Below are 23754 nucleotides of genomic sequence, written 5' to 3' on the forward strand. Positions count from 1 at the left end.
TATTAATTCTCCTTAGGGTCGTCCAATTGTCCCGATACGATCGGATTCTCTTTCTCCGTTTTCCAAGGAAGTTTAGGCCACCAGATAGAATGTTTCTGATCTAGATCTGGCTCAGTACTTTCTCCCGGTTTAGGAGTGAGAACTATAACCTCTAGTTCCTTTGCCTTGGCCATTACTCTTTCGATCGGTTCCGTCCAAGAATGAGAGGCTAACGCAAACAATCCCCAATGAATAGGTAGGAACTTCTTTCCTTTCAATTGAGTATGAGCAATGACTGCTTGCTCCGGTCCTATATGCCAATCAGGCCAGGCTTGGTCATATTGTCCTGTCTCGATCATTGTTAGATCGAATGGTCCATATTTTTCTCCGATCTTCTTCATACCTGGGAAGAGACCGGTATCTCCCGAAAAATACACCCGATGCTTCGGTCCAAGAAGAGCATAACTGGACCAAAGCTTCTCATCGTTGTCCAAAAGATATCTTCCGGAAGCATGTCTTGCTGGAGTACTCACAATTTCCAGATCCTTGAGGCGAAAGCTTCCCCACCAATCCATCTCTATTATTTTATCCTTAGGCACTCCCCAATATTCCAAATTGGCTCCCACTCCTAAAGGAACGATAAATTTAGTATTCCATGTTTTTATAATGGAGATGGTAGAATGATCCAGGTGATCATAGTGGTCATGCGAGATCAAGACCGCGTCGATTTCAGGAAGATGCTCCAATTCTATCAGAGGAGGAAACCATCTCTTAGGTCCAAGCCATCCAGCGGGAGAAGTTCTATCTCCCCAAACCGGATCTGTTAGGATCCTCGTCCCATCTATTTCTATCAGATTGGTAGAATGACCAAGCCAAGTCACTCTCAGACCACTCTTCGGAAACTGAGAGAATCTTTCTTTCTCCACGGCAAGAACCGGCACAGGCTCGCTTGGATTTGTATGAGGACTCGGATTCAGAAGAGTCCATATCGCCTTCCAAGTATAATTTACAAGCGGTTGCGGATTTACGAATTGTCCATCTTTCCATTGGGGAGACAACTGCACCCTTTGTAACCTTTCTCCTTCCGCCTTATGGCCTATGCTTTCACAGGTAGAAAAGACTCCGAGGATCGCAATTACCGATAGCAAAAGAACATATCTATTCTTAAACATTTCGTGAGTAGTTCGTTTAGGTCTCATTTTATTTCCTACATATTGACAAATATCATCAAGATTGTCAATACCATAGACCCTCTAAAAATATAAAAGTTGACAATTTTATATTTTTTTGTCAAATTAATAGAATGGCGAAGATTTCCAAAACGCTCGTAGATGAGACAAGAAAGAAGGAAATACTGGACGCGGCGCTATATTGCTTTCTGCAATTCGGATATTCCAAGACCTCTATGGATGATATAGCCAAAAAGGCAGGTCTATCTAGACCCCTTCTCTATCTGAAGTTCAAGAATAAGGAGGATCTATTCGAGAGTATTTTCGACTATACTCTTGAAGATTGCTATATAGAGGCAGATAAGGTCTTAAAAAAGAAACTTCCTCCAAAAGAGAAACTATTTCATATCTGCGAATCTATCCTAATCGAGCCCTGGTCCAAGATCGAAGGTCATCCTAGGACAGACGAATTTTATGAAGCTTGCTCTAAACTCTCTCCGGCGAGCATAGATAAATATGAGAGGCAGATCAAAAAGTACGCCCTTGCAGTTTTAGGCGATAAGGATACTGCCGAAACTTTCTATCTCAGTTTAGAGGGACTTTCCGCCGATCTTCCCAAACTCAATATCTTAAAAAAAAGAGTCCGCATCCTAGTGGATCGCTTCGTAAGTTAAGACCTTCTTAAGACATTTTGTCATATAATCCGCAACATTCATAATTTCCCTTCTCACATTTTATTCCAGAAGAAAGAAAAACCGTCCATCCCTACCAAAACATTATATTTTTCTGGTTTTTTTATTAAACCAGTTAGTCAGACCTACAAATGGTTTCATAATTAAACCAGATTTTGTAGGAGAACCGAAATGAGATTTAAGAATAAGAAAGTGTTGATCACCGGAGGAAACAGCGGAATAGGACTCGTTACCGCAAAACTGTTGGTCCAAGAAGGAGCCAAGGTAGCAATCACCGGAAGGGACCAAAAGACACTGGATTCTGCTCAGAAAGAATTGGGCGAGAATGCGATCGCAATCAAGGCAGACGTATTGAATTCCGAAGAAAGGAAAAATGCAATGCAACTCATCCAAGAAAAATTCGGAGAATTGGATGCAGTCTTTGCGAACGCAGGGATCATTAAACAGAGCCCTCTTGGAACCACTACCGAAGAAGATTTCAATCAGGTATTGCAAACGAATATTACTGGGGCATTCTTCACTGTGCAAGCGGCACTTCCCTTACTCAAGCAAGGCTCTTCTGTGATTCTAAATGGATCCGTTATGAGCGTACTCGGATTAGGAGGAAGCTCCGCTTATTCCGCAAGTAAAGCGGGAGTGAGAGCCATGACAAGAGTGCTTGCTTCTGAACTAGGACCGAAAGGCATCCGGGTCAACGCAGTCATTCCTGGCGCAACCAAAACACCCATCTGGGGAGAAGAAACCCCTGCGACCCAAGCAAGACTGCAGGCAATCTCTCGTTCTATTCCAATGGCGAGGATTGGAGAACCGGAAGAAATAGCAAAAGCTGTATTATTCTTGGCCTCCGATGACTCTTCTTATATGCAAGGGACCGAGATCGTAGTCGATGGAGGAGCTACAAGTTCTCCCGCAGGAGCGCCTATTTATCTTGGCAAATAAAAGGATTTCGTAAACTATAATGAATGAGGAGGGGCCATGAAACGGAAAAGTCTCGAAAAAGAAGCTTGCCCTATCGCCAGATCACTAGGCGAGATCGGAGAATGGTGGTCTCTTCTCATTATACGTGATGCGTTCTTAGGCAAGAATAGATTTGGAGAATTCGAAAAAAGCCTTGGTTTAGCTAAGAATATATTAAGTACCAGGTTGCAAAGTCTTGTAAACCATGGAATCTTAGAGATCTCACCTGCCTCCGACGGTAGCGCATACCAAGAATATAATCTCACAGAAAAAGGCAAAAGAATATTCCCAGTGCTTGTTGCATTACGCCAATGGGGAGAAGCCTGCCTATTCGATGATTCCGGTGCAGGCCAAATATTGGTGGATAAAAAGTTCGGAAAGAAGGTCAAGCCGATAGAAATCAGATCTCAAGACGGAAGGCTTCTCAAAGCAGACGATGTTCGAATAGAATTCATTTCTCCAAAACCCAAAAAGAATTCTCGCAAGAAATAACCTTACTTATCTCTCAAATTCCCAAAATACATTCAATAATCTTTATATATTCGTTTTATTTAGAGTGGGCTCTAAGCGGCGCATTCGATCGTCTTCACATTTATTAGACATTCTCAGTTAGATTTTTGATCGCTTCCAAGATTTGTTTTTATCTGGAAATTAATTAACAATAGTTAAGAAGCAAGGAAGGCGTCTGCCTGTCGGATAATCATAGAATGTGAGTTATGATCTTCCATGAAAGAGGACGAGGACATGCAAGACTGCAAAATAGATCCGAGCGATTTAGATCATCTTCCCTTATTTAGTGAAACGGATGCAAACAGTAAGATAAATTGGAACGACTGGTTTTGTCAGGTGTCTCATTTTAAGAATATCATTCAGCATTCTTCCGACGGATTTGCGATCATCTCTCTGGAGGGAAAGTTTATCAGCGCAAACCCTGGACTAGGTAAAATACTCGGATATACAGAGAAAGAGTTCCTCGAACTTAACTACCAGTCCCTCACTCATCCGAGCGATCTAGGATCCGATATGGATTCTATCCAAGCACTTCTCTCAGGCGATGGTTCCGCATTTCGTAGAGAGAAAAGATATAAACATAAAAGCGGACAATTCATTTGGATCCAATTAGACCTAACGTTGATTCGGGACGAGGAAGGCTTTCCACAATATTTTGCGGCACAATTACAAGAGATCTCAGAGAGAAAACGCTCCGAAAAAGCATTAAAAGAAAGCGAGGAAAAGTTTCGCCAATTGTCTGAAACCATAGATGAAGCATTTTGGATGAAAGACGCTGAAACCCAGAAATTACTATACGTTAGCCCTGCTTACGAAAGGATTTGGGGGAGATCCATAGATAGCCTTTTTGAAAATCCGGATTCTTGGTTAAACTCAGTTCATCCGGATGATCTTCATCTCGCGCTGCAAAGCATTCCCAAGCAAAAAGAAGATGGGAATAAGAATGAAAAGTTCCGCATCCGACTGCCGGATGGAACTGAAAGATGGATAAGACTTAGAACATTTCCGGTCTTCGGCTCGGACGGTCGTTTCGAAAGGATCCTGGGAGTCGCAAGAGATGTGACCCAACATCACGAATTAGAAAGACAACTCGCTCATTCCCAAAGAATGGAATCCATTGGGTCTTTGGCCGGTGGAGTTGCTCATGACTTCAATAATCTCCTCACTGTGATATTAGGATTCTCTACTCTACTAGAGAAAAATCGAAATAATCCGGAAAAGATTCTGCAATCGGTAGAAGTGATCCGTAAGACCGCAGAAAGAGGAACTGCCTTGGTGCGTCAACTTTTGACACTCGCAAGAAAGGTAGAGTCCTATTTCCAACCGATCTTCCTGAATGATCTTATCTCGGAAGCATTGAATATAGCCAGGTCTACTTTTCCGAAAACCATTTCTATCCAGTCGGATATCTCTACCGATGGAATCAAGATCAACGCGGACTACACTCAAATACATCAGATTTTCTTAAATTTGATCTTAAACGCAAAGGATGCTATGCCCGCCGGAGGAAATCTATCCGTAACTCTAAGGACAGCGGATGACCCTCTCTCGGACAAGAAATGCAAATGTGCAGTGATAGAAGTAAAGGACAACGGAATCGGAATGGATGAGGAAACGAAACGTAAGATCTTCGATCCGTTCTTCACTACCAAGGAACCCGGAAAAGGAACGGGATTGGGTCTTGCCTTGGTCTATGGAATTTTAGAAAATCATAAAGGAAGGATCACAGTAGAAAGCTCAATCGGACAAGGAACAAAATTCACCGTTTATATTCCCCTTCTTTCGGAAAAGAAAAAGGAAAATACATCCCAAGAATCCCAAACTAAGGAAGAGAAGAAGGATAAACGGACTGTTCTATTGATCGAGGACGAAGAAATGATCCGGATTCCTCTTGCCAACTATCTCTCTGAATTCGGGCATCATCTTTACACTGCCCAAGACGGAGAAGAAGCAATCAATGTCTATAATCAAAATCGTGAGAGAATAGATGTAGTGATCTGCGACCTAAATCTTCCGAAAGGGAACGGTTTAGAGATCTTAAAGAAGATCAGGGCCACAGATCCGGAAATTCCACTCTTTCTCGCAAGCGGATATATAGATCCTAAGATCAAAGCGGATTTGGAAGGAATAGGATTCAAATGTATCATACAAAAACCGTATCATTTCGAATCGATTCTCAAGAAAATTCAAAATATTTAATATATTTCGGTGATAAAAATGATAGCAGAAACCGAGAACGATCAGGAATACTCCGACAATAGAGAACTTGCAAGCCTAAGTTTAGAAGTAGCAAATAAAACCCCAGCAATGCTCGCCTATTGGGATAAAAACCAAATATGCAAGTTTGCTAATGAGGCCTATTATTATTGGTTCGGAAAATCAGGCCAGGACATGATCGGAATCAGCATGAAGGAGCTATTAGGTCCGATATATCCATTAAATTTACCTTATATAGAAGGCGTATTAGCAGGCGAAAGACAGGTTTTTGAAAGAGAGATCCCTCTCCCTTCAGGAGAGATAGTTCATACATTAGTTACCTATATTCCCGACTTTGTGCAAGGAGAGGTGAATGGTTTCTTTGTGCATTCTGCGGACGTAAGCCCTGTAAAGAAACTGGAGTTAGACCTAAAAAGATCCGAATCCAAGTTTAAAAGTCTTCTAGAAGGAACTCCTCACGCTGTTTTAGTGGCGAATTGGTTAGGCGAAATCCTGTTGGTAAATAACGAGACCGCAAGACAGTTCCATTATACAAAAGAAGAATTGATCGGAATGAAATTATCCTCTCTCATTCCTGAATTTCATAAGCTTGTATTCTTCCAGCAGAGAAATTGCAATTTAAGTCCGGAGCAGAAGGCAAACTTGATCGAGAATGTAGTAAAGCCAGTCGGGATCCGGTCCGATGGTTCCAAATTCCCGATTGAAGCGACTCTTAGCGATGTCTCCGAATTCGAAGAAGGCGCAGTGTATCTTTTAGTCAAAGACATCACTTGGAAGAAAGAAAAGGACGAAGAACTGAGAAGATCCTTAGATGTAATCTCAGAACAGAACGATCGACTCTCTAATTTTACCCATATTGTTTCCCACAATCTTAGGACGCATTCGGGAAATATAGAATCCGTACTTGGTTTTCTGGAAGAGGCAGAAAGCCAAGAAGAGAAGGAAGAACTGATCCAATATCTTAAAAAGTCCTCCCAGGGTTTAAGTGAAACAATTGATCATTTGAATACAGTAGTTTCTATTCGCACAAATCCGAATATTCAAAAAGTGAGAATAGATCTGAACTCAGCAGTTGCAAAGACAATACAGATCCTGAGAAGAGAAATCGAATCCTCCGAAGCGGAAATATCCGTAAGCATTCCTCAAGGATTAGAAATTTCTCATGTTCCTGCGTATATGGACAGTATCCTTCTGAACTTGATATCCAATGCCATTAAGTACAGGGACGATATCAGAAAACCGAATATTAAAATTAGAGCATACGAGGTTGGATCGGAGATCATCCTAAGGGTTAAGGACAACGGCAAGGGAATCGATCTCAAGAAGCATGGTAGCAAGCTATTCGGAATGTACAAGACCTTTCATGGGAACAAAGATGCTCATGGAGTCGGGTTATTCATTACGAGAAACCAAATCGAAAGCTTGGGTGGCAAGATAGAAGTGGAAAGCAAAGAAGGAGTCGGGACCAGATTTACTGTCCGATTTTTAGCCGACTAGGACTTCTTTCGATTCTCTTCTTTCCAAACTCTATTTCGAATCCTACTTAAGGATACAGGAGTGATCCCCAGATAAGATGCAATATAATGCTGAGGGATCCTTGTCACAATGTCCGGCTGCTGTTTGATCAGGTTCAAATATCTCTCTTCTGGACTATCCCTGATCCTAGAAAGAAATAGACCTAGATAGGTCTCGAATCTTTCCAGAGTGAATTCCAAGACCATCTCCCTTACCCCTTCATTCTCCTTATAGATAGTCGCAGCATCCTCTTCGGTAATATAATATATCTCGGAAGGTTCTATACTCTCCAGCCCAAAACGACTTTCTTTATGAGTTCCTCTGTAACTATGAATAGAGGCCACAGCACGATTCCTAAAAAGGAATGCGATCGTTATATCTCTTCCATTATCATCAAACTTTATGCGAAGACATCCATTCTTGACTATATAGATGGTCTTCGCAAGATCCCCTTCCTTAAATAGAACAGTCTTTGCGGGGATCTTTCTTTCCTTCAACATATGCTTATATCGATCCCAATTTTTTTCCAAATTAGGGACTCTCTTCTTGATTTGTTCGATCAAAGGAAGGTCGTGCATAAAACCGGGCTTATCCTAAACATAGGACGAAAAAGGCAAGATATGTTTTCTTGCCCGATTTGATTTGCTATTGTTTTTAAGAAAAAGAAATGCCCGGAACCTTTTTCTTCCGGGCAAATCAGTTAGAGTTTAAATTGAGTAGTGATATTTTTGAGAAGCTCAGCGTTTGCGGACAAATTGACCGAGGTTGCAGAAACTTCTTCCGAACTAGACGCAGTGCTTAAGGCTTCCTCATTCAATTTAAAAATCACGTTCGTTATCTCGTGAACCGCTCTCTTCTGTTCTTCAATGGCTAATTTTACCGCTTCGGCTTCGGCTCCAATCTTGTCTGATTGGTGATCTACTTCCGAATTTAGTCCTTCGTTATGCGAAGTGATTGCGAAAAGCCCTTGCATGGTCTTAGCTACTTCGTCCACATTGAGGATAATATTCCTAATCCTCTCCACTGAAATTTGAACTCCATTCACTCCCTTATCCAGTTCCGATTTATTCTGCCCGATCATTGTAGAAATGGATTTGATGGAGGAAGCAGTCTTCTCCGACAACTTTGAAATCTCATCTGCGACTACCGCAAATCCTTTTCCCGCGCCTCCTGCTCTTGCAGCCTCTATAGATGCGTTTAAAGAAAGAAGCTGTGTCTGGTCCGAGATCTCATTGATGATCTTAATGATATCCGACATCTGATCGGATGACTTTTGGATATTTCCGAGTAGATCACTCATAGAGCTTAAAGATTCTTCTCCCTTCTTTGCCTCATCAGAAATGGAGCTCGTTTTTTTAACTGCTGTTTGGATCTCGGAACCGATCTCACGGATCCCTTTAGACAGATCCTTGATCTTAAAATGGAATTCTTTTATATTCCGGAATTGGTCCTTGATCTTCTCAGAGATGTTCTCTATCCCTGCGCTCATCTCTTCTGTAGTTGCAGACATTTGTTCGGAAGAAGCAGCAGTAGATTGTGCAATCGTCGCAAACGATTGAGAAGAAGAACTCAACTGATTTGCAGAAGCAGCAAGATCGGTGGAGATACTTTGCACATTCACAAGTGAATTGCCCAGGCTCTTGATAAAATAATTGATATCCGAGCTCATGGTTCCGATCTCATCCCTATATTCCGATTTTATGTTTTTCGTAAGATCGCCCTGAGACATCTCTTTGAAGATCCGGCTCACCGACTCCAGAGGACCCAATCTTTTGTTCAATAACTTGTATAACAAAATTCCGGAAGCTGTCGCGATCAAAAAAGTAACGAGCAAAATGCCGAAGATCAATCCATTCAGAGATTCAGAAATCTCTCCAAAAGGCTGGATAGCCGCCACACTCAATTTCCATTTATCGAGTCTCTTCAAAGTGGCAAATCTATCTTCTCCTTGAAAATGGAATTTCATAATCTCTCCTTCATTCATTGATAGAAGAGCAGGTCCGAAACTCTGCTGTGCAATATTTATCTTCAATATGAGTTCCTTCTTCTTATGAGCGATGATGTTTCCATCCTGTTCAACCACAGAGACATAGCCTTCTTTCCCTAATTGAGCATTCGTGATCAATTGCTTAGAAATCTCCTGTAAAGAAAGAGCAACGCATAAGACTCCGATCAATTTTCCTCCTTCCCGAACCGCTGTAGACAATACTACGACAGTATTTCCGGTGATAGGAGAGATCTTGGCCTTACTGATCGCCACATCCGTTTGTTTGGAAGCCTCCAAGAATCGAAGCAGATCCTCTTTCTCTTCCTGCTTTCTTCCGTATCCCAAGGTCTTTCCTTCCAAAGAATCAGAAACTACCAGAGGAGAAGATTCATTAGGATAAACGAATATATTCTCGTAGACTTTATATCGATCGAATATGTCCTTATAGAATTTACTTGCGATTGGTTTACCGCTTCGAATGGATTCGATCGTTCTAGAGTCCGAAGCAATTGTTTCCGCCATCCTTGCATGGCCAGCGAGAAAATTGTCTATATCCGCGGATACGATTCGGACAACGGTCCTCATCTGATCCTGATAATGTTCTTTGATCTGCCTACTTCCCAAATAATAGGCAGTCCCGGAAATAAGGACAGAAAGCACGAGGAGTATTCCCAAACTCCAACCGATCAATATGAATTTCAGACTCGTTCTTTGCATATTCTTCCCCGGAATCGAAACGATTGCTATAATGCGTTCTTGAAAAGGTTCCGTTTCCCTATAATGTTAGGACTGAGGGAAGAAATTGATTTACCATTAACAATTGTTAATTTTGAAATTTCCTCCGACGCAAATCCGAATTCGATTGATGAGATTTTGAAAAATGAGAATTCTGCCCTGTTCGAAAGATCAGTGAGAGAATTAATCCTATATGTCGTTCAAATACTACCAAGGTAAAAAAGTATTTATAACCGGAGGATCCGCAGGGATCGGAAAAGGGATAGCGATCGAATTGGCAAAGGCCGGAGCAAGCGTAATGATATGCGCGAGAGGCAAATCCAAATTAGAAGCTGCCGTAAAAGAATTAAAAGCCGTAGGTGCACCCGGTGCGATCTTCGATTATGCAGTTTTGGATGTCTCCGATAAGAAACAGGTTCTTGCTACCGCAAAGAAGGTTTTAAAAAGCCTTGGTGGTTTGGATATTCTGATCTGCAATAGCGGTTATGCGCAGGCAGGCGAGGCTTCCGATCTGCAGGATGAGGCATTCAGAAAACTAATGGATGTGAATTTCTTCGGTCATCTAAACGTTGCTCTCGCATTTCAAAAACATTTTGCGACTCAAGGCAAAGGAGATATCATCTTCTTAGCTTCCACATTAGCCGTGTTTTCTATTTACGGATACGGTGCTTATTCTGCGAGTAAATTCGCTATCTCCGGGTTCGCACAAGCATTTAGACAAGAGATGATGCTTCATAATGTAAAAGTAAAATTGTTCCTGCCTCCTACTACGGATACACCTGGATTAGAGAAAGAGAATGAAGATAAGCCGCCTATCAGCAAAGAGATCGAAATGGGTTCTTCTCTAAATAAGGTACATTCTGTCGGAAGCGTTGCCAAGGCCCTACTAAAGTGGATCCCGAATAATAAATTCTTCGGTTATACCGGTTGGGATTCCTGGTTGCAGTACGCGTTATTCAGACATTTTCCGGAACTTACCCTAAAGATTGCGGACTCGGAATTAAGAGCCGCGCAAAGCAGATTGAATAAGAAGAATGGGAGTATTTCCAAATGAAAGAGATCAGCAAAAACTGGAAAGAAGACATAGAAGCTAACGAGGAGGAACGTTATGCGGAATATGTAAAAAAATTCCAAGCGATCCAAAGAGTAAACTCCTCTAAATTCGGAACCGGTAGAACCCTACACAGAAAACAATTGCTCGGAATCAAGGCGCAATTAGAAGTATTATCGGATCTGCCTGAATATGCAAAGCAAGGGCTATTTTCAAAATCGGGAACTTACGAGACTTGGATACGTCTTTCCAGTGGAAGTATGAAGATCCAATCGGATACTACCGGAGACATTCGTGGATTTGCACTTAAGGTGCACGGAGTTTCCGGTCCTAACGCATTAAACTCAGGAAAAACTTCCTTTCAGGACTTTCTATTGATTAACCTGGAGGCATTCTCTTCCCCTAAAAGCGATGAATTCGTAGGGATTGTGGTGGCGGCCGCAAACGGAGGAGGAGCTCTACTCAAATATCTTTTCAAGACATACGGATTCTTTGGAGCGATCGCAAGGATCAAAAAAGCGGGAGAAAGTTTTAATAAACCGTTTAGCGGATTTGCCACTGAAAGGTTCTATAGCGCCGCTCCAATCGCATTCGGGGCCTATGCGGGCAGGATCCGACTCCTTCCTCCTAAAGAACAAAAGGTAGAAAAAAGCGCGTCCAAAAACTGGGGAGACGACATGAAGTCCAGAATCCATCAAGAATCCCTAATATATGAATTACAGGCGCAGTTCTTTACGGACGAAAAAACCACCCCGATCGAAAATGCATCCGTGAATTGGCCCGAATCCGAGGCTCCTTATATTACTATCGCTAGACTAACCATACCGAAACAGGATCTGGATTCTGCAGAAGGACAAGCCTTGCAGAAACAAATCGAAGATACAATCTTCGACCCTTGGGAAGCCCTGATGGATCACCGTCCGTTAGGAGACGTGATGAGAGCGAGAAAGCATGTTTACTTCGCAAGCCAGAAAGGCCGAGGAGCCGTTTAAGGGAAAGTATATACTATTCTTATTATATACCTTCCCACATCTAAATCTACAATCAGATATCCTTTGCCAATCCTTGGAAACATTCGGATAGAATGCTTTCCAAGGAAAAGGTTTCTTGGCCGATCTTAACATCATTTCTACGGATCGGAAGTCCTCTACCGTTCAAAATAGAATCGACCGAGTAGCCCTTACTCAAGAACCAATCCGCCAATAGCCAATCACTTGGATACTCCGTTAAGATCCTTTTCTGACAGCGAAAAGATTCCAGCTTCGAACCCTTCTCATTCAAAAATAAACTGATACGGACCGAAGAATCTAAAAACCTATGCCCTTTCGTAGAATCCGGAACGATCCCCGCCTTGCTATATGTAGGAGGAATATTCTGAAAAAATAAATAAACGACCATCTCACCTTCTTCAGAATCTTTGCCGGAAAAAGTGAGAGATAATTTGTTTTGCTTAGAAGAGTTAGTCGCTGCTGCTATAAGTTTCTCTTGATTGAAGGAATCCAATCCGACAAAGGCAGAAAACTCTGGAAGTTGAATAGGAGGAGATGCCTGCACATCCCCTTTGTTCGCCTTCAAGATATTGCCTAAATTCTTTAATTCAGGTTTATCTACGTAAATTACCTTCAATCTATTTTCAAAAGCTTCTTCTGAGACATCTTGATCAAAACTAGGGATCAACCCGAGACCAACTGTTCTCAATTTCCAAGGCTTCTTAATCTGTTTATCATTCTTGAAATATGCTTTGATAGCATTCCCTGTTACTGAATGAAACCTTCTATCATCATCTGAAAACTCTCGCGGATTGGATTGGTCCATCACTTGGCAATTCGCTGACAAGTAGAGCCCCACTCCGATCATCGCAAGAAACGTTATTCTGTTTGCTCCGTTCATCTTTCACATCCTTTTTAAGTCGCACCGTATCGTTGCCTAATGGCACGAACTGCAATATAGAATAACGTATAATGAAATTAGAATAAAGCAGGAACAGAGGAAAAATCGGAGTAAAATCCTTGATATTTGTCCAAAAACATAAGGATCGCTTCCCTTCTCAGTCATTAAGCATCCGGTTTGTTCGGGTCATAATTTTTACAAATTCAGACCAGAAAAAATACTATACAATAATAGAAGCAAAATTAGAACCTGGAATCTCAGTCTATTTTTGTAGGATCATAGATGTTCATGCATCTATGGGAAGACGGTGCAAATCCGTCACGGTACCCGCCGCTGTATGAGGGACGAAAGGCACAAGATGTCACTGGGTTATACCTGGGAAGACGTGCTGATTAGGTTGATCTCGAGTCAGAACACGACCCGCAAAAATCCTGAAGATACGGAACCAAGTCTCGGATGTAAGACAGTTCCGTAGCTAAACTAACTAAATTTTTTTAAAAATAGCGAATCAACGAGATACCGCTCTATATCCGCGCTTCGTCTGATTTGTGTTAGGTGATCATCTCTTAGGAGGGGTGTATATGCGTTCGATTTCTATTCCAGAGGTCTCTTCCGTTTCCGATCGGTCATGGATTCGAATTTCTCTTACTTTAGTTCTGGCATTTTCTGCCTTGTCTATCGTTTACGTCGTCGGATTGGAGCCCATGTTGTATCTACATGATGCGTTTCACGATATAAGACACTCTACCGGATTTCCATGCCATTGAGATCGAATCTAGCGGAGATGGCTTGGACTGGAATTCTATCCGGGCTAATCTCCGGTCTTTTTCTTGGGCTTCTCATCTACTTCTTAAATGTTCCTTTGATACAGGAAGCGGAGAAATTCGAAGTATCGCCTGCTTCAGAGAAGTCTCAGGTGCACACCCATTCTCATGGGCAAAATACTCATTCGCACTCACACCCTCCTGACACTTTAGATAAATCTAAATTACAGGAAGACACTGGAGTCGTTTCTAAAAGGAATCTATGGACTTTCTTAGGTTCTCTCATTTTAGGAATCGGATATGGGATCCTTTTTTCTCTGTGGCTTCACTTTTTACCCTTTCATTCTTTCGAAAAAAATTCGAGTATTCTAAGAACTCTTCTTTATTCCATACTATTTTCAGTTGCAGGATTCCTAATATTCTTCGGAATCCCGGCGCTTGGACTTCCTCCAGAACTTCCCGGAAGATTGGCCGGAGAGGCTGACTATGCAGCTAGACAATCCTGGTGGTATCTCTGCGTAATTTCCTGCTTTCTCGGATTTGCGATCTTTTCCGCAACTCTTACCTATTCCCAATTAGGAAAGCCCTGGAAATGGGGAATTGCCTCTTTCGTTCTATTAGTGGGAACTGTTCTTCCCTTCATATACGGAGCTCCCATAATTTCAGAGGAGTCCCTTGCTCCCTTAGATCTCCGTTCACGTTTCGTAAAGATTACTTGGATTGTAAATCTTCTCTTTTGGCTTTGCCTTTCCCTTAGCTTCTTCTTACAGAGAAGAAGGTCCATTCTTAGAAGCTCTTTGGAACACGCATGAATTCTTCTTCCATTGCGGTTTTAATATTAGGACACGGCAGCAGAGAAGAGAATTCCAATTTGGAATTCGTCTCTCTCGTAGAATCCTATGCAAAAACAAAACCGAATTGGACGATCCGACATGCTTATGTGGAGCTGGCAAAGCCAGATTTAGAGACTTCACTAAGAGAACTTTCAGAAGAACATTCTGAAATCATAATATTTCCTTTATTTCTGTTCACTTCCGGCCATATCAAGAACGATATTCCCATCGTTTTAGACAAGCTAAAACCGGAGTTTCCAAAACACTCTTACAAGATAGCAAATAGTTTAGGAATTCATTCCACGCTAATTCAATTAATGCGAAAGAGAAGTGAGCAAGTATTTTCAAGCTCGCCTGAGCAAGCTAGAAAAACGGGAATCATTGTAGTCAATCGAGGCTCCTCTGATCCGGATGCGAACAGCGATTTCTATAAGACAGTCCGTCTTTTTCAAGAAGGCAATTCGTTCTCTTTTGTCCTTCCTTCTTTCATAGGAATTGCAAGCCCTTTGCTTCCTGAAACATTAGAGATGGCTGCAAAATTAAGGCCCGAAAGACTACTGGTGCTTCCCTATTTCTTATTCGGAGGAAAGCTGATTCAAAAAATTGAATCCTTGGTCCAAAACTTCTCCGAAAAATTTCCTTGGATCAATACAAAGCTTTCCGAGTATCTAGGTCCTGATCCCGACCTCTTTTCGGTCATGGATGAAAGGATCCAAGACACGTTATCCGGAAGATCTTATCTTCCTTGCGATACCTGCGAATATAGATCCCAACTTCCAGGACTATCGAATAAGGTCGGAGGACTTAAGGCTCTCCTCTGGAGTATTCGCCATTTAGAAACTCATAACCAAGCAGCACCTCATGAATTCCCTCATCGAAATTTAAAAAAGCATATCTTTGTCTGCGAGAATATAGACTGCGCAAGCAAAGGAAGCTCAGCTTTAGTTGCCAGAATGAGATCCATCCTGAAATCAAAAGGAAGGCATTTGGATTTTAGAATATCAAGATCTTCTTGTATGGGTAGATGCGGGGAAGGTCCCGCAGTCGTAGTGTATCCCGACGGAGTTTGGTACCAACGAGTAAGCCCCGATGATGCAGAGGATCTAGTCAGTGAACATTTACTACAAGATCGATTAGTCTCCAGACTGGTCGACAATATTATGCAATAGGAATATAGTATGGCATGTCATGAAATAGCAGCCCTCAGGATCGGAATGATGAACGTATTGGGCATCAAGGATGAATCCGTAATCGAACATGAAAAAAATGAAATAGGCCAAGAAGCACTTTCTAATCCTGGACCGATTCGTTCTCTTACTACCGCGAATAATTTCGAAGATCTGATCCGTTTCTTTGAAGCGAGCCTAACGGACCTAGAACAAAAGATCGCTTCTCTAAAGCCGAGTGATCCTCAATCGGGATATTATACTTCTCTTTTGATCCTTACTAAAAAGGTAGAATTGGATCTGAAGAATTCGGCCAATTCTTTTAAGACTTTGTATTTGGATCTGGAAGAAATGCACGATCTCGTGCATGAAATCTACCCTTCTTAGGAAAATGTAATGGATCCAAAGAAACTTTGCCTTCTTAAGAAAGAGAATTTCGGTCCTTCTTCCGATCTATTCACTTTGGCAAAATCGGATCAAAGCCCATTCGAGTTTGTGGGTGGTCAGTATGTGATCTTGAATGTAGGAATGGACATGGTCGAAAATAAGCCGATCAAAAGAGCTTATTCCATCCTGTCCTCCGACATGCATACGGATTCATTTCAAATTTGTGTAAAGCGTTTAGCAAATGGAAAAGCATCTCAAATTTTAAAAGATCTGGAAGAAGGTTCTGAAATTGACTACTCAGGTCCCTGGGGAAGGTTCGCCGGAAATCCAGAATGGCCAAGCGAAGGAACTACCCTTCTGTTTGCGACGGACACTGGCATCACCGCCTTACTCGGACTATTGCAATCCAAGAAATTTGCCGCCAGAAAAGATACGATCGCATTCTGGCTCAAAACTGAATCGGAAGATTTTATCCCGGAACTTAAAATACATTCTTTCTTAGATCAATCCTTTCTTATTGAAGGAGTAACCATTCCCTCAATCGGGTCCTCAGAGAGAGTGGATATCTCATTGTCGGTCCTGAATAAAATATTAAATAATCATAAAACAATTTCCAACGCTTTCCTAAGTGGAGATGGAGAGATCATTAGAGCGATCCAGGCTGAATTGATCCGTTCCAGTACTCCGGAAACTAGAATTGGAACAGAAGCTTTCTTTAATACTGGCAGAGTTTCTTCTCCGGGAACTATGAAAGTTTAGGTTTTTCCATGGCAGGCAAGGAACTAAGAGAAGGATTTACCACAGGAGCCTGTTCCGCAGCAGCGGCAAAGGCTGCGGCGCGCGTGATTCTTCTCCGCCAACCTATCAGAGAAATTGAGACCACTCTTCCAAATAAGAAAAAGGTTATATTCGAACTGAAGCGCTGCGAGTTAACGGAAGATAAGGCCATCTGCAGTATTATTAAAGATGCTGGAGATGACCCGGACTGCACTCACGGAGCAGAACTTACAGCTGAGGTTCGCTTAAACACAGATAACCAGATCATCTTAAAAGGCGGAGAAGGTGTTGCTGTAGTTACAAAGGCCGGCCTGGGATTAGAGATAGGAGAACCTGCAATCAATCCTGTCCCGAGAAAAAATATCACAGAGATGATCTTAGAAGAGCTGATAGGGTCCGCCTTCTCCGGAGCCGAGGTTGTGATCAGTGTTCCCGGTGGCCAGGAAATGGCCAAGAAAACAATGAATGAAAGATTGGGTCTGATCGGAGGTATCTCCATTCTAGGCACTACTGGAATCGTTAAGCCTTACTCTACTGCTGCATATAAAGCAAGTGTAATACAGGCAATTCAAGTCGCGAGAGAATATGGTGAGACTAGCATCATACTTACGACCGGAGGAAAGTCGGAGAAATTCGCGATGGACCTTCTACCAAACATGAACGAGGTCGCATTCATCCAAGTCGGAGATTTCATAGGAACTGGGATCAAGACCGCAATCAAAGAGAAGATGGATCATGTGATCATCGTAGGTATGATCGGTAAGCTATCTAAAATGGCGGACGGAGTCATGATGACTCATAGAGGAGGATCTTCGGTAAATACCAAGATGCTTGCTCGAATCGCGAGATCGATCGAAATGCCGGAGCCACTCTGCGAAGAGATCGAAAAGGCAAACACTGCTAGACATGTATTAGATCTTTGTAAAGAAGCTGGGTTCTTTCATATCACAACTAAGATCTGCGAGATAGTATCTCACAATTGTTCCAAACATGGTTTGGGCTTAAGGGTTTCCACCTACATGGTAGACTTCGATGGAACGCTCTTAGGAAAATTCGAGGCCCCTGAAGGTTGGGGAATCAAAGAGGAAATTTCAGAATGAGTGATATGCGTCAAATGACTTCCCTAGGACGGGAAATTGAAAATAATTCTTTCTCAATTATTGATGAGGAAGCCGGTGAACATTCTCATCCTCCCAAAGAATGGGAAGTAGTTCGAAGAATTATTCATGCGACTGCTGATTTCGAATATAAGGATCTAACAAAGATACATTCGGATGCGATACAAAATGGGATCCAAGCCTTGCAGAAAGGATGTCCGATCATTTGCGATGTGCAGATGATCATAGCAGGATTGAATACCGAAAGATTAAATACATACGGTTGCAAGACCTATAGTTTTATCAGTGATCCGGATGTGATCCATAAGGCGAAAGAATCCAATTCAACAAGAGCAATCGAGTCTATGAGAAAGGCTCATGCCTCCGGCCTATTGGAAGGCAGTGTGATTGCGATCGGAAATGCTCCGACTGCTTTATTGGAGATCGTTCGATTAGTGCAAGAAGAAGGAGCAAGACCTTCTTTGGTTATTGGAGTTCCAGTTGGTTTCGTTTCCGCTGCGGAATCCAAAGAAGCATTATTAGATCCTAAATTTCAAAATCTGCATACAATTCCCTATATCCTTACCAAAGGAAGGAAGGGAGGAAGTACAATCGCAGTTTCCATTATACATGCGCTTCTTCTTCTTTCTACGGAGAGAAACGTATGAAGGCAGTCATTGTTGTCGGGATCGGAGATGATGGCTGTGTCGGTCTTTCTAGCAAGGCAATGGGTGCGGTGGCGAGAGCGAGAGTACTTGCTGGAGGAGAAAGACATCTGGACTTTTTTCCACAATTCGACGGAGAACGAATACTAATCAAAGGCGATATAATCAAGAGCGTCGAAAAGATCGCAGAATTATCCGCGGAGCATACGGTATGTGTACTCGCATCGGGGGATCCTCTATTCTTCGGAATAGGAAATTTAATTATTCGTAAAGTAGGCCAGGAGCATGTGGAGTTTATTCCCGCCCCTAGTTCCGTCCAAAACGCTTTCTCTAGAATCGGAGTAAAATGGGATGATGCAGAGATCCTTTCCTTGCATGGGAGACCGATCCGAGGATTGATCACGAAATTACAAAGCGTAACTAAGCTTGCTTGCTTAACTGACGATTCCAATTCTCCTGCAGAGATCGCAAAGTATCTACTGAGCTTTGGCGAATCGGACTGGAGAATAATCGTATGCGAAAATCTTTGTGGAAAAGAAGAAAGGATTCGAGAGTTCACAGTAGAAGAACTCGCAAGCACGGAAGGAATCTCGGACTTGAATGTAGTTATCCTTCTTCGCAAAAACTCTCATTGGAAACCAGATCCTATTTTAACTTTCCAAGGAGAAGATGAATACGCGAAAAGACTCCCGAAGAAGGGACTTATCACCAAGAAAGAAGTAAGAGTGCTCTCTCTTTCCGCATTAGAGATCCGTTCTGATTCGGTAATCTGGGACATAGGAGCAGGATCGGGAGCAGTTTCTATAGAAGCAGCGCGTATCGCAAAAGACGGCAGAGTGTATGCGATCGAAATTGATCCGGAAGGAATCGACATCTGCGAACAAAACATCTTAGCTCACAAAACGGACAATGTCCAAGTCGTTCATGGAAGAGCACCTGCAGCCTTAGAAGGTTTAGAGTCTCCTGACTCGGTATTTGTAGGAGGCTCGAAAGGAAGTTTAAAAGAGATCATTCACTTCTCTTTAGATAAATTAAAGCCCGAAGGCTCCTTAGTTGTGAATGCAATCACTTTGGACAATGTCTCGGAAGCCTATAACACTTTCAGAGAACTCGGCTATCTTCCTGAAGTTAGCCTGATCCAGATATCCAGAGGACAAAAGCTTGCAGACTATCTTCGTTACGAAGCCCTAAACCCTATCCATATATTCAAGGTAAGGAAATTATAATATTCTAATGACCACTAAAACAAAATACGGAAAATTGTTCGGAGTAGGAGTCGGTCCTGGGGCTACGGATCTGATTACTCTCCGAGCAGTAAATGTTCTAAATACTGTCTCAGTACTCGCCATTCCAAAGAGTAGCGAGCAACTCCCCTCCTTCTCTTGGAGAGTATGTTCTCCAATAGTAAAGGAGAACGATGCTCAAGAAAAGTTATTTCTACACTTTCCGATGAGCAAGGATCCGAAGATACTCATTCCCGCCTGGGACCAGGCCTTCACAGAGATCGGGTTACGATTAGAAAAAGGTCAGGACGTAGCATTCATTACGCAAGGAGATCCTTCTGTTTATAGCTCCTGGAGTTATCTTTTAGAAGAAGCTCCCGATCGATGGCCAGGAATAGAAATAGAGATCGTTCCAGCAGTATCTTCTATCACTGCAATCCCAGCTAGCCTTCTCACTCCACTTGCAGATGGACGCGAAAGATTCTGCGTCTTGCCCGGAACCTATGGGCTGGAAGATCTTCCAAGACTCACCGAAGATTTTGATACCATCGTTCTTACCAAAGTAGGACAGGTTGTTCATGAACTTGTCCGCATATTAAAAGAATTGAATCTATTAGATAACGCTACTTACGTTTCTTACGGAACGACAGACAGACAAAGAATTGTTCGCGATCTAGAATCCATTCAAAACGAAAATTGCGACTACTTCTCCATGGTCATCATCTCTATTCGAAAGCGAAAGGGTATTTTAAGAGGGAATCATTATGAGTCCGAATAGAAAACCTTATGCGATCTATGTAATCACAAAGCATGGATTAAAAACCGGTTCCGCGCTTTATTCCTCTTTAAAGGACGCCGATCTATTCGTTTCTCCCAAATTTTTGGAAGAAGCCCCCAAAGGATCCAAGCATTTGAGCCTTCCCATGGAACCAACATTGAGGGAAACTTTTCAGGAATATGACTGCCATATCTTTGTGATCAGCGTAGGAGCTGTTGTGAGGATGATCTCTCCTTTATTAAAGAATAAGAAAGTAGATCCTGCAGTTTTATGCATAGATGATCAGGCAAAATTTACCATCTGCCTTCTATCAGGACATGTAGGAAGAGGAAATTCTTTCACTCAAAAGATTGCAGATCATTTGGGCAATATCCCGGTGATCACTACCGCCTCGGATGTATCTGGAACCTTAACAGTAGACATACTGGGAAGAGATTTAGGCTGGAGCCTCGAGGACCAAGACAGGAATGTAACTAGAGCCTGTGCCGCAGTGGTAAACGAAACTAAGGTCCTATTCGTGCAGGAAACCGGGGAGCCGAATTTTTGGCCCTTAGAGAAGGCTTTGCCTAAGGGCGTAGAATATTCTCTGGATTTAGAGAATGTAAGGCCTCAAGAATATGAGATCCTTTTGATCGCAAGCGATCGAACAGATATAAAATCAAATGATCCTGAAATATATGATAATTCTGTAATATACAGACCTAAATCCCTTATTTTAGGACTTGGTTCGGACAAAGGTATCTCAACTCATGCAGTAGAAAATGGGATCCGAAAAGTATTAGAAGAAAATCAACTTTCCTTTCAATGCATAAAAGCAATTGCAAGCGTAGATGCAAAGAAAGAAGAGCAGGCTTTCTTAGAGATCAGTAACAAATTCGGATGGGAATTTATAACCTTCCCCGCTCAGGAACTAGACAAAGTAGAAGGCGTTTCTGAGTTCTCAGAAGCCGCAACCAAATATGTAGGCACAAGATCAGTGAGTGAAGCCGCCTCCTTACTTCATTCTGGCGCAAAAGAACTCTTAGTTCCTAAGCAAAAATACAAAGAAGAAGATGGCAAAAACCTGACAGTTGCGATCACTCGGATCCCCTTCTCTGTTCGAAGAGACATCACTCCCATAAAGGAAGGGATCCTTCTATGAATGAAACATCAGGAAAACTGAATATTGTAGGCATAGGACCAGGAAATGATGAACATATTACTCCTGCAGCACTTGCAGCAATTAAAGAAGCCGATTACGTAATCGGCTATACCACTTATATCAATCTAGTGAAACACCATTTAGGCGGGAAGCAAGTCACTCGCACTGGAATGACAGAGGAGATCACCAGAGCACAGACCGCCGTAGACACCGCAAGATCGGGCAAAACCGTGACCCTAATTTCTTCCGGAGATGCGGGCGTTTACGGAATGGCAGGACTTGTATTCGAAGTCTTACGTAAAATAGGTTGGAAACGTGGAGATTCTCCTGAGATCAAAATGGTCCCGGGAATTACTGCGGATAGTTCTTGCGCCTCACTTGTAGGGGCCCCTTTAGTTCATGATGCTGCGCGAATTTCTCTCTCCGATCTATTAACTCCTTGGTCCGTAATTGAGAATAGAATCGAAAGTGCTGCGAAAGGAGACTTCGTGATCAATCTTTATAACCCTGCTTCGGGTAGAAGGCAAAGACAGATCGTCGAAGCGGCTCGCATTATAAAAAAATACAGACCTGGAAGCACTCCAGTCGCACTTGTAAAGAGCGCATATCGTAGACAAGAAACGGTTCAATTTTCAGACCTAGATCATTTTCTCGAATTTGAGATCGGGATGAATACTACTGTGATCATAGGCTCTTCACAATCCTTCGTGTATGAAGGCTTCTTCGTCACTCCAAGAGGATATGGAAATAAATACTCACTGGAAGACGGCTCAGTAAAGCCCGGTCAAACAAGAGCGATCTCTCTAAGAGTAGAAGGAGATTTAGCAAGTCGTCCCTTAGAGAACGGGCCCATTCCAAGTTTAAATATTACTAAAATACAAGGCGCTTTTATCCGAACGAATACAAGCACTTTCGAACAGGATGATATCGAAGAAACTAAGGCGGATTCTTCCGTTAAAAACGCATTGTCCGCCTTGGAATTCTTAGAGCCGATCCGTACAAAAAGCAATCCTGCCAGAGAGATCGATACCGAAGAAGAATTTTCTCTGATCGGAAGAATCGGAGGAGCAATTGTTTTCAAAAACGTAAACAGTTTCTACCTGATCGGCAAATTCAAGCAACCAACAGATCTAAAAGAATTCGGTTTTTACGATATACCGGAACAGGAAAATAAACTCGTAACCCTCATCGCAAAAGACGAAGAAATAGTCGATAAATTGAAATTCGACGCTCTAATCTCTTTGCCAAATAGTACAACTCCGGAATTTATATATGATCTTTTTGTCATATACAGAAACTCTTCCGTAAGTGAGCGCCTATGGAACTACGTATTAGATAATAGCAATAAGATCCAATGGAAAGGAACTGAGTATGTAGACGCTCGTTGGCTCGGAAATTCTCCGAAGCAAGTCTGGTCCGTTTTTAGAGAAACTATTTTAAAATGTTAGAAAGAATATGAAAGTATACATTATAGGAGCCGGTCCAGGAGATCCGGAATTGATCACGATCAAAGGAGCTCGTTTGGTAGAGACCTGTCCGATCGTTTTATACACAGGCTCGCTCGTCCCCACCAGAGTAATAGAAAGAGCCAATAAAGAGGCACTCGTATTAGATTCTTCTAAAATGACCTTAGAAGAAATTATATCTATCATGAAAGATGCATACGAAAAGGACCAAAATGTAGCTAGGGTGCATACTGGAGATCCTTCCATCTTCGGCTCCACCGCAGAACAGATGAGAAAATTGGATGAATTAGGGATTCCTTATGAAATAGTTCCCGGAGTATCGTCATTTACTGCGGCCGCTGCCATGCTCGGAAAAGAGCTCACACTTCCTGAAGTTTCCCAATCCGTAGTGATCACTAGGGCAGAAGGAAGAACTCCTATGCCCGAAAAGGAAAGGCTCTCTAGCTTCGCATCCACAGGTGCCACACTCGTCTTCTTTTTAAGTGTTTTACATATTCGTAAATTGGTAGAAGAGCTGACCCCGTATTATGGAGAAGATTGTCCTGTTGCAGTTGTGCAAAGAGCCACTTGGCCGGAGCAAAAAATCATCACTGGGACTTTAGAGGACATCGCCCAAAAAGTAAAAGAAGAAAAGATCACAAGCACCGCTATCATCTTTGTAGGAAAAGTCTTAGACTGCCATGATTTTGCGGACTCCAGACTGTATGCCTCCGACTTCTCTCATAAATTCAGAAAGGCAAAGAAAGGATAAGCCG

Annotated in this window: 23 protein-coding genes and 1 riboswitch; of the genes, 19 read left to right on the forward strand and 4 right to left on the reverse strand. The window is 42.3% G+C overall.

Features of this window, described 5'->3' with window-relative positions; translation table 11 throughout:
• Window positions 1–2: 2 nt before the first annotated feature.
• A complete protein-coding gene (locus EHO59_RS16505) occupies window positions 3–1178 on the reverse strand; it encodes an MBL fold metallo-hydrolase (protein WP_246052992.1) in 1176 nt (391 codons plus the stop codon).
• 104 nt (window positions 1179–1282) lie between these two features.
• On the opposite strand from EHO59_RS16505, the gene EHO59_RS16510 reads away from it, so the two are divergent.
• The 5 genes from EHO59_RS16510 (at window position 1283) to EHO59_RS16530 (ending at window position 7021) form a co-directional block, all read left to right on the forward strand.
• Complete coding sequence (locus tag EHO59_RS16510; RefSeq protein ID WP_135589551.1) at window positions 1283–1822, forward strand: TetR/AcrR family transcriptional regulator; 540 nt, start codon at window positions 1283–1285, stop codon at window positions 1820–1822.
• A 189-nt stretch (window positions 1823–2011) separates the two neighbouring features.
• Window positions 2012–2779: an SDR family NAD(P)-dependent oxidoreductase gene (locus EHO59_RS16515; RefSeq protein ID WP_135589552.1), complete on the forward strand. Its 768-nt coding sequence runs from the start codon at window positions 2012–2014 to the stop codon at window positions 2777–2779.
• 36 nt (window positions 2780–2815) lie between these two features.
• Complete coding sequence (locus tag EHO59_RS16520) at window positions 2816–3289, forward strand: winged helix-turn-helix transcriptional regulator (RefSeq protein ID WP_135589553.1); 474 nt, start codon at window positions 2816–2818, stop codon at window positions 3287–3289.
• A 252-nt stretch (window positions 3290–3541) separates the two neighbouring features.
• A complete protein-coding gene (locus EHO59_RS16525; protein ID WP_246052993.1) occupies window positions 3542–5506 on the forward strand; it encodes a hybrid sensor histidine kinase/response regulator in 1965 nt (654 codons plus the stop codon).
• Window positions 5507–5524: 18 nt separating this feature from the next.
• A complete protein-coding gene (locus EHO59_RS16530; RefSeq protein ID WP_135589555.1) occupies window positions 5525–7021 on the forward strand; it encodes a sensor histidine kinase in 1497 nt (498 codons plus the stop codon).
• On the opposite strand, the gene EHO59_RS16535 is transcribed toward EHO59_RS16530, so the two are convergent.
• Together EHO59_RS16535 and EHO59_RS16540 are read right to left on the reverse strand one after the other, a co-directional pair.
• Window positions 7018–7617: a Crp/Fnr family transcriptional regulator gene (locus EHO59_RS16535; protein WP_135589556.1), complete on the reverse strand. Its 600-nt coding sequence runs from the start codon at window positions 7615–7617 to the stop codon at window positions 7018–7020. The genes EHO59_RS16530 and EHO59_RS16535 overlap by 4 nt on opposite strands.
• A 122-nt stretch (window positions 7618–7739) precedes the next feature.
• On the reverse strand, window positions 7740–9743 hold the full coding sequence (locus tag EHO59_RS16540) for a methyl-accepting chemotaxis protein (protein WP_135589557.1): 2004 nt from the start codon (window positions 9741–9743) through the stop codon (window positions 7740–7742).
• A gap of 211 nt (window positions 9744–9954) precedes the next feature.
• On the opposite strand from EHO59_RS16540, the gene EHO59_RS16545 reads away from it, so the two are divergent.
• On the forward strand, window positions 9955–10815 hold the full coding sequence (locus EHO59_RS16545; protein ID WP_135589558.1) for an SDR family oxidoreductase: 861 nt from the start codon (window positions 9955–9957) through the stop codon (window positions 10813–10815).
• The gene (locus tag EHO59_RS16550) at window positions 10812–11804 is read left to right on the forward strand and encodes a catalase family protein (RefSeq protein ID WP_135589559.1); all 993 of its coding nucleotides are present in this window, start codon (window positions 10812–10814) and stop codon (window positions 11802–11804) included. The genes EHO59_RS16545 and EHO59_RS16550 overlap by 4 nt, the downstream gene beginning before the upstream one ends.
• Window positions 11805–11856: 52 nt before the next feature.
• On the opposite strand, the gene EHO59_RS16555 is transcribed toward EHO59_RS16550, so the two are convergent.
• Entirely contained in the window at window positions 11857–12702 is an 846-nt protein-coding gene (locus tag EHO59_RS16555) for a hypothetical protein (RefSeq protein ID WP_135589560.1), read from the reverse strand.
• A gap of 255 nt (window positions 12703–12957) precedes the next feature.
• A riboswitch (cobalamin riboswitch) is annotated at window positions 12958–13140 on the forward strand.
• 266 nt (window positions 13141–13406) lie between these two features.
• Between EHO59_RS16555 and EHO59_RS18400 the strand changes: the two genes are divergently transcribed.
• The 12 genes from EHO59_RS18400 to cobM are packed head-to-tail and all read left to right on the forward strand — an operon-like array spanning window position 13407 to window position 23750.
• Complete coding sequence (locus EHO59_RS18400; RefSeq protein WP_425460250.1) at window positions 13407–13469, forward strand: CbtB domain-containing protein; 63 nt, start codon at window positions 13407–13409, stop codon at window positions 13467–13469.
• On the forward strand, window positions 13466–14278 hold the full coding sequence (locus EHO59_RS16565) for a CbtA family protein (RefSeq protein WP_167882128.1): 813 nt from the start codon (window positions 13466–13468) through the stop codon (window positions 14276–14278). The genes EHO59_RS18400 and EHO59_RS16565 overlap by 4 nt, the downstream gene beginning before the upstream one ends.
• Window positions 14275–15468: a CbiX/SirB N-terminal domain-containing protein gene (locus tag EHO59_RS16570; protein ID WP_135589563.1), complete on the forward strand. Its 1194-nt coding sequence runs from the start codon at window positions 14275–14277 to the stop codon at window positions 15466–15468. Before EHO59_RS16565 ends, EHO59_RS16570 begins: the two co-directional genes overlap by 4 nt.
• A 9-nt stretch (window positions 15469–15477) precedes the next feature.
• On the forward strand, window positions 15478–15852 hold the full coding sequence (locus tag EHO59_RS16575) for a DUF3209 family protein (protein WP_135589564.1): 375 nt from the start codon (window positions 15478–15480) through the stop codon (window positions 15850–15852).
• 9 nt (window positions 15853–15861) lie between these two features.
• The gene (locus tag EHO59_RS16580) at window positions 15862–16611 is read left to right on the forward strand and encodes an FAD-dependent oxidoreductase (RefSeq protein WP_135589565.1); all 750 of its coding nucleotides are present in this window, start codon (window positions 15862–15864) and stop codon (window positions 16609–16611) included.
• A gap of 8 nt (window positions 16612–16619) precedes the next feature.
• Entirely contained in the window at window positions 16620–17729 is a 1110-nt protein-coding gene (locus tag EHO59_RS16585; protein ID WP_135589566.1) for a cobalt-precorrin-5B (C(1))-methyltransferase, read from the forward strand.
• The gene (locus tag EHO59_RS16590; protein ID WP_135589567.1) at window positions 17726–18394 is read left to right on the forward strand and encodes a precorrin-8X methylmutase; all 669 of its coding nucleotides are present in this window, start codon (window positions 17726–17728) and stop codon (window positions 18392–18394) included. Before EHO59_RS16585 ends, EHO59_RS16590 begins: the two co-directional genes overlap by 4 nt.
• Window positions 18391–19617 carry a precorrin-6y C5,15-methyltransferase (decarboxylating) subunit CbiE gene (gene cbiE, locus EHO59_RS16595; RefSeq protein ID WP_135589568.1) on the forward strand — a complete coding sequence of 409 codons (1227 nt, stop codon included), beginning with the start codon at window positions 18391–18393 and terminating at the stop codon, window positions 19615–19617. The genes EHO59_RS16590 and cbiE overlap by 4 nt, the downstream gene beginning before the upstream one ends.
• 7 nt (window positions 19618–19624) lie before the next feature.
• Window positions 19625–20392 (forward strand): precorrin-2 C(20)-methyltransferase, encoded by a 768-nt coding sequence (gene cobI / locus EHO59_RS16600; RefSeq protein WP_135589569.1) that lies wholly within the window; start codon window positions 19625–19627, stop codon window positions 20390–20392.
• A complete protein-coding gene (locus tag EHO59_RS16605) occupies window positions 20379–21533 on the forward strand; it encodes a cobalt-precorrin 5A hydrolase (protein WP_135589570.1) in 1155 nt (384 codons plus the stop codon). The genes cobI and EHO59_RS16605 overlap by 14 nt, the downstream gene beginning before the upstream one ends.
• Window positions 21530–22981, forward strand: a complete 1452-nt coding sequence (gene cobJ, locus EHO59_RS16610) for a precorrin-3B C(17)-methyltransferase (RefSeq protein ID WP_135589571.1) — start codon at window positions 21530–21532, stop codon at window positions 22979–22981. The genes EHO59_RS16605 and cobJ overlap by 4 nt, the downstream gene beginning before the upstream one ends.
• A gap of 7 nt (window positions 22982–22988) precedes the next feature.
• Window positions 22989–23750: a precorrin-4 C(11)-methyltransferase gene (cobM, locus tag EHO59_RS16615; RefSeq protein WP_135589572.1), complete on the forward strand. Its 762-nt coding sequence runs from the start codon at window positions 22989–22991 to the stop codon at window positions 23748–23750.
• The last annotated feature ends 4 nt before the right edge of the window (window positions 23751–23754 follow it).

Source organism: Leptospira semungkisensis (assembly GCF_004770055.1).
In the GTDB taxonomy this organism is placed as follows: Bacteria; Spirochaetota; Leptospiria; order Leptospirales; family Leptospiraceae; genus Leptospira_B; species Leptospira_B semungkisensis.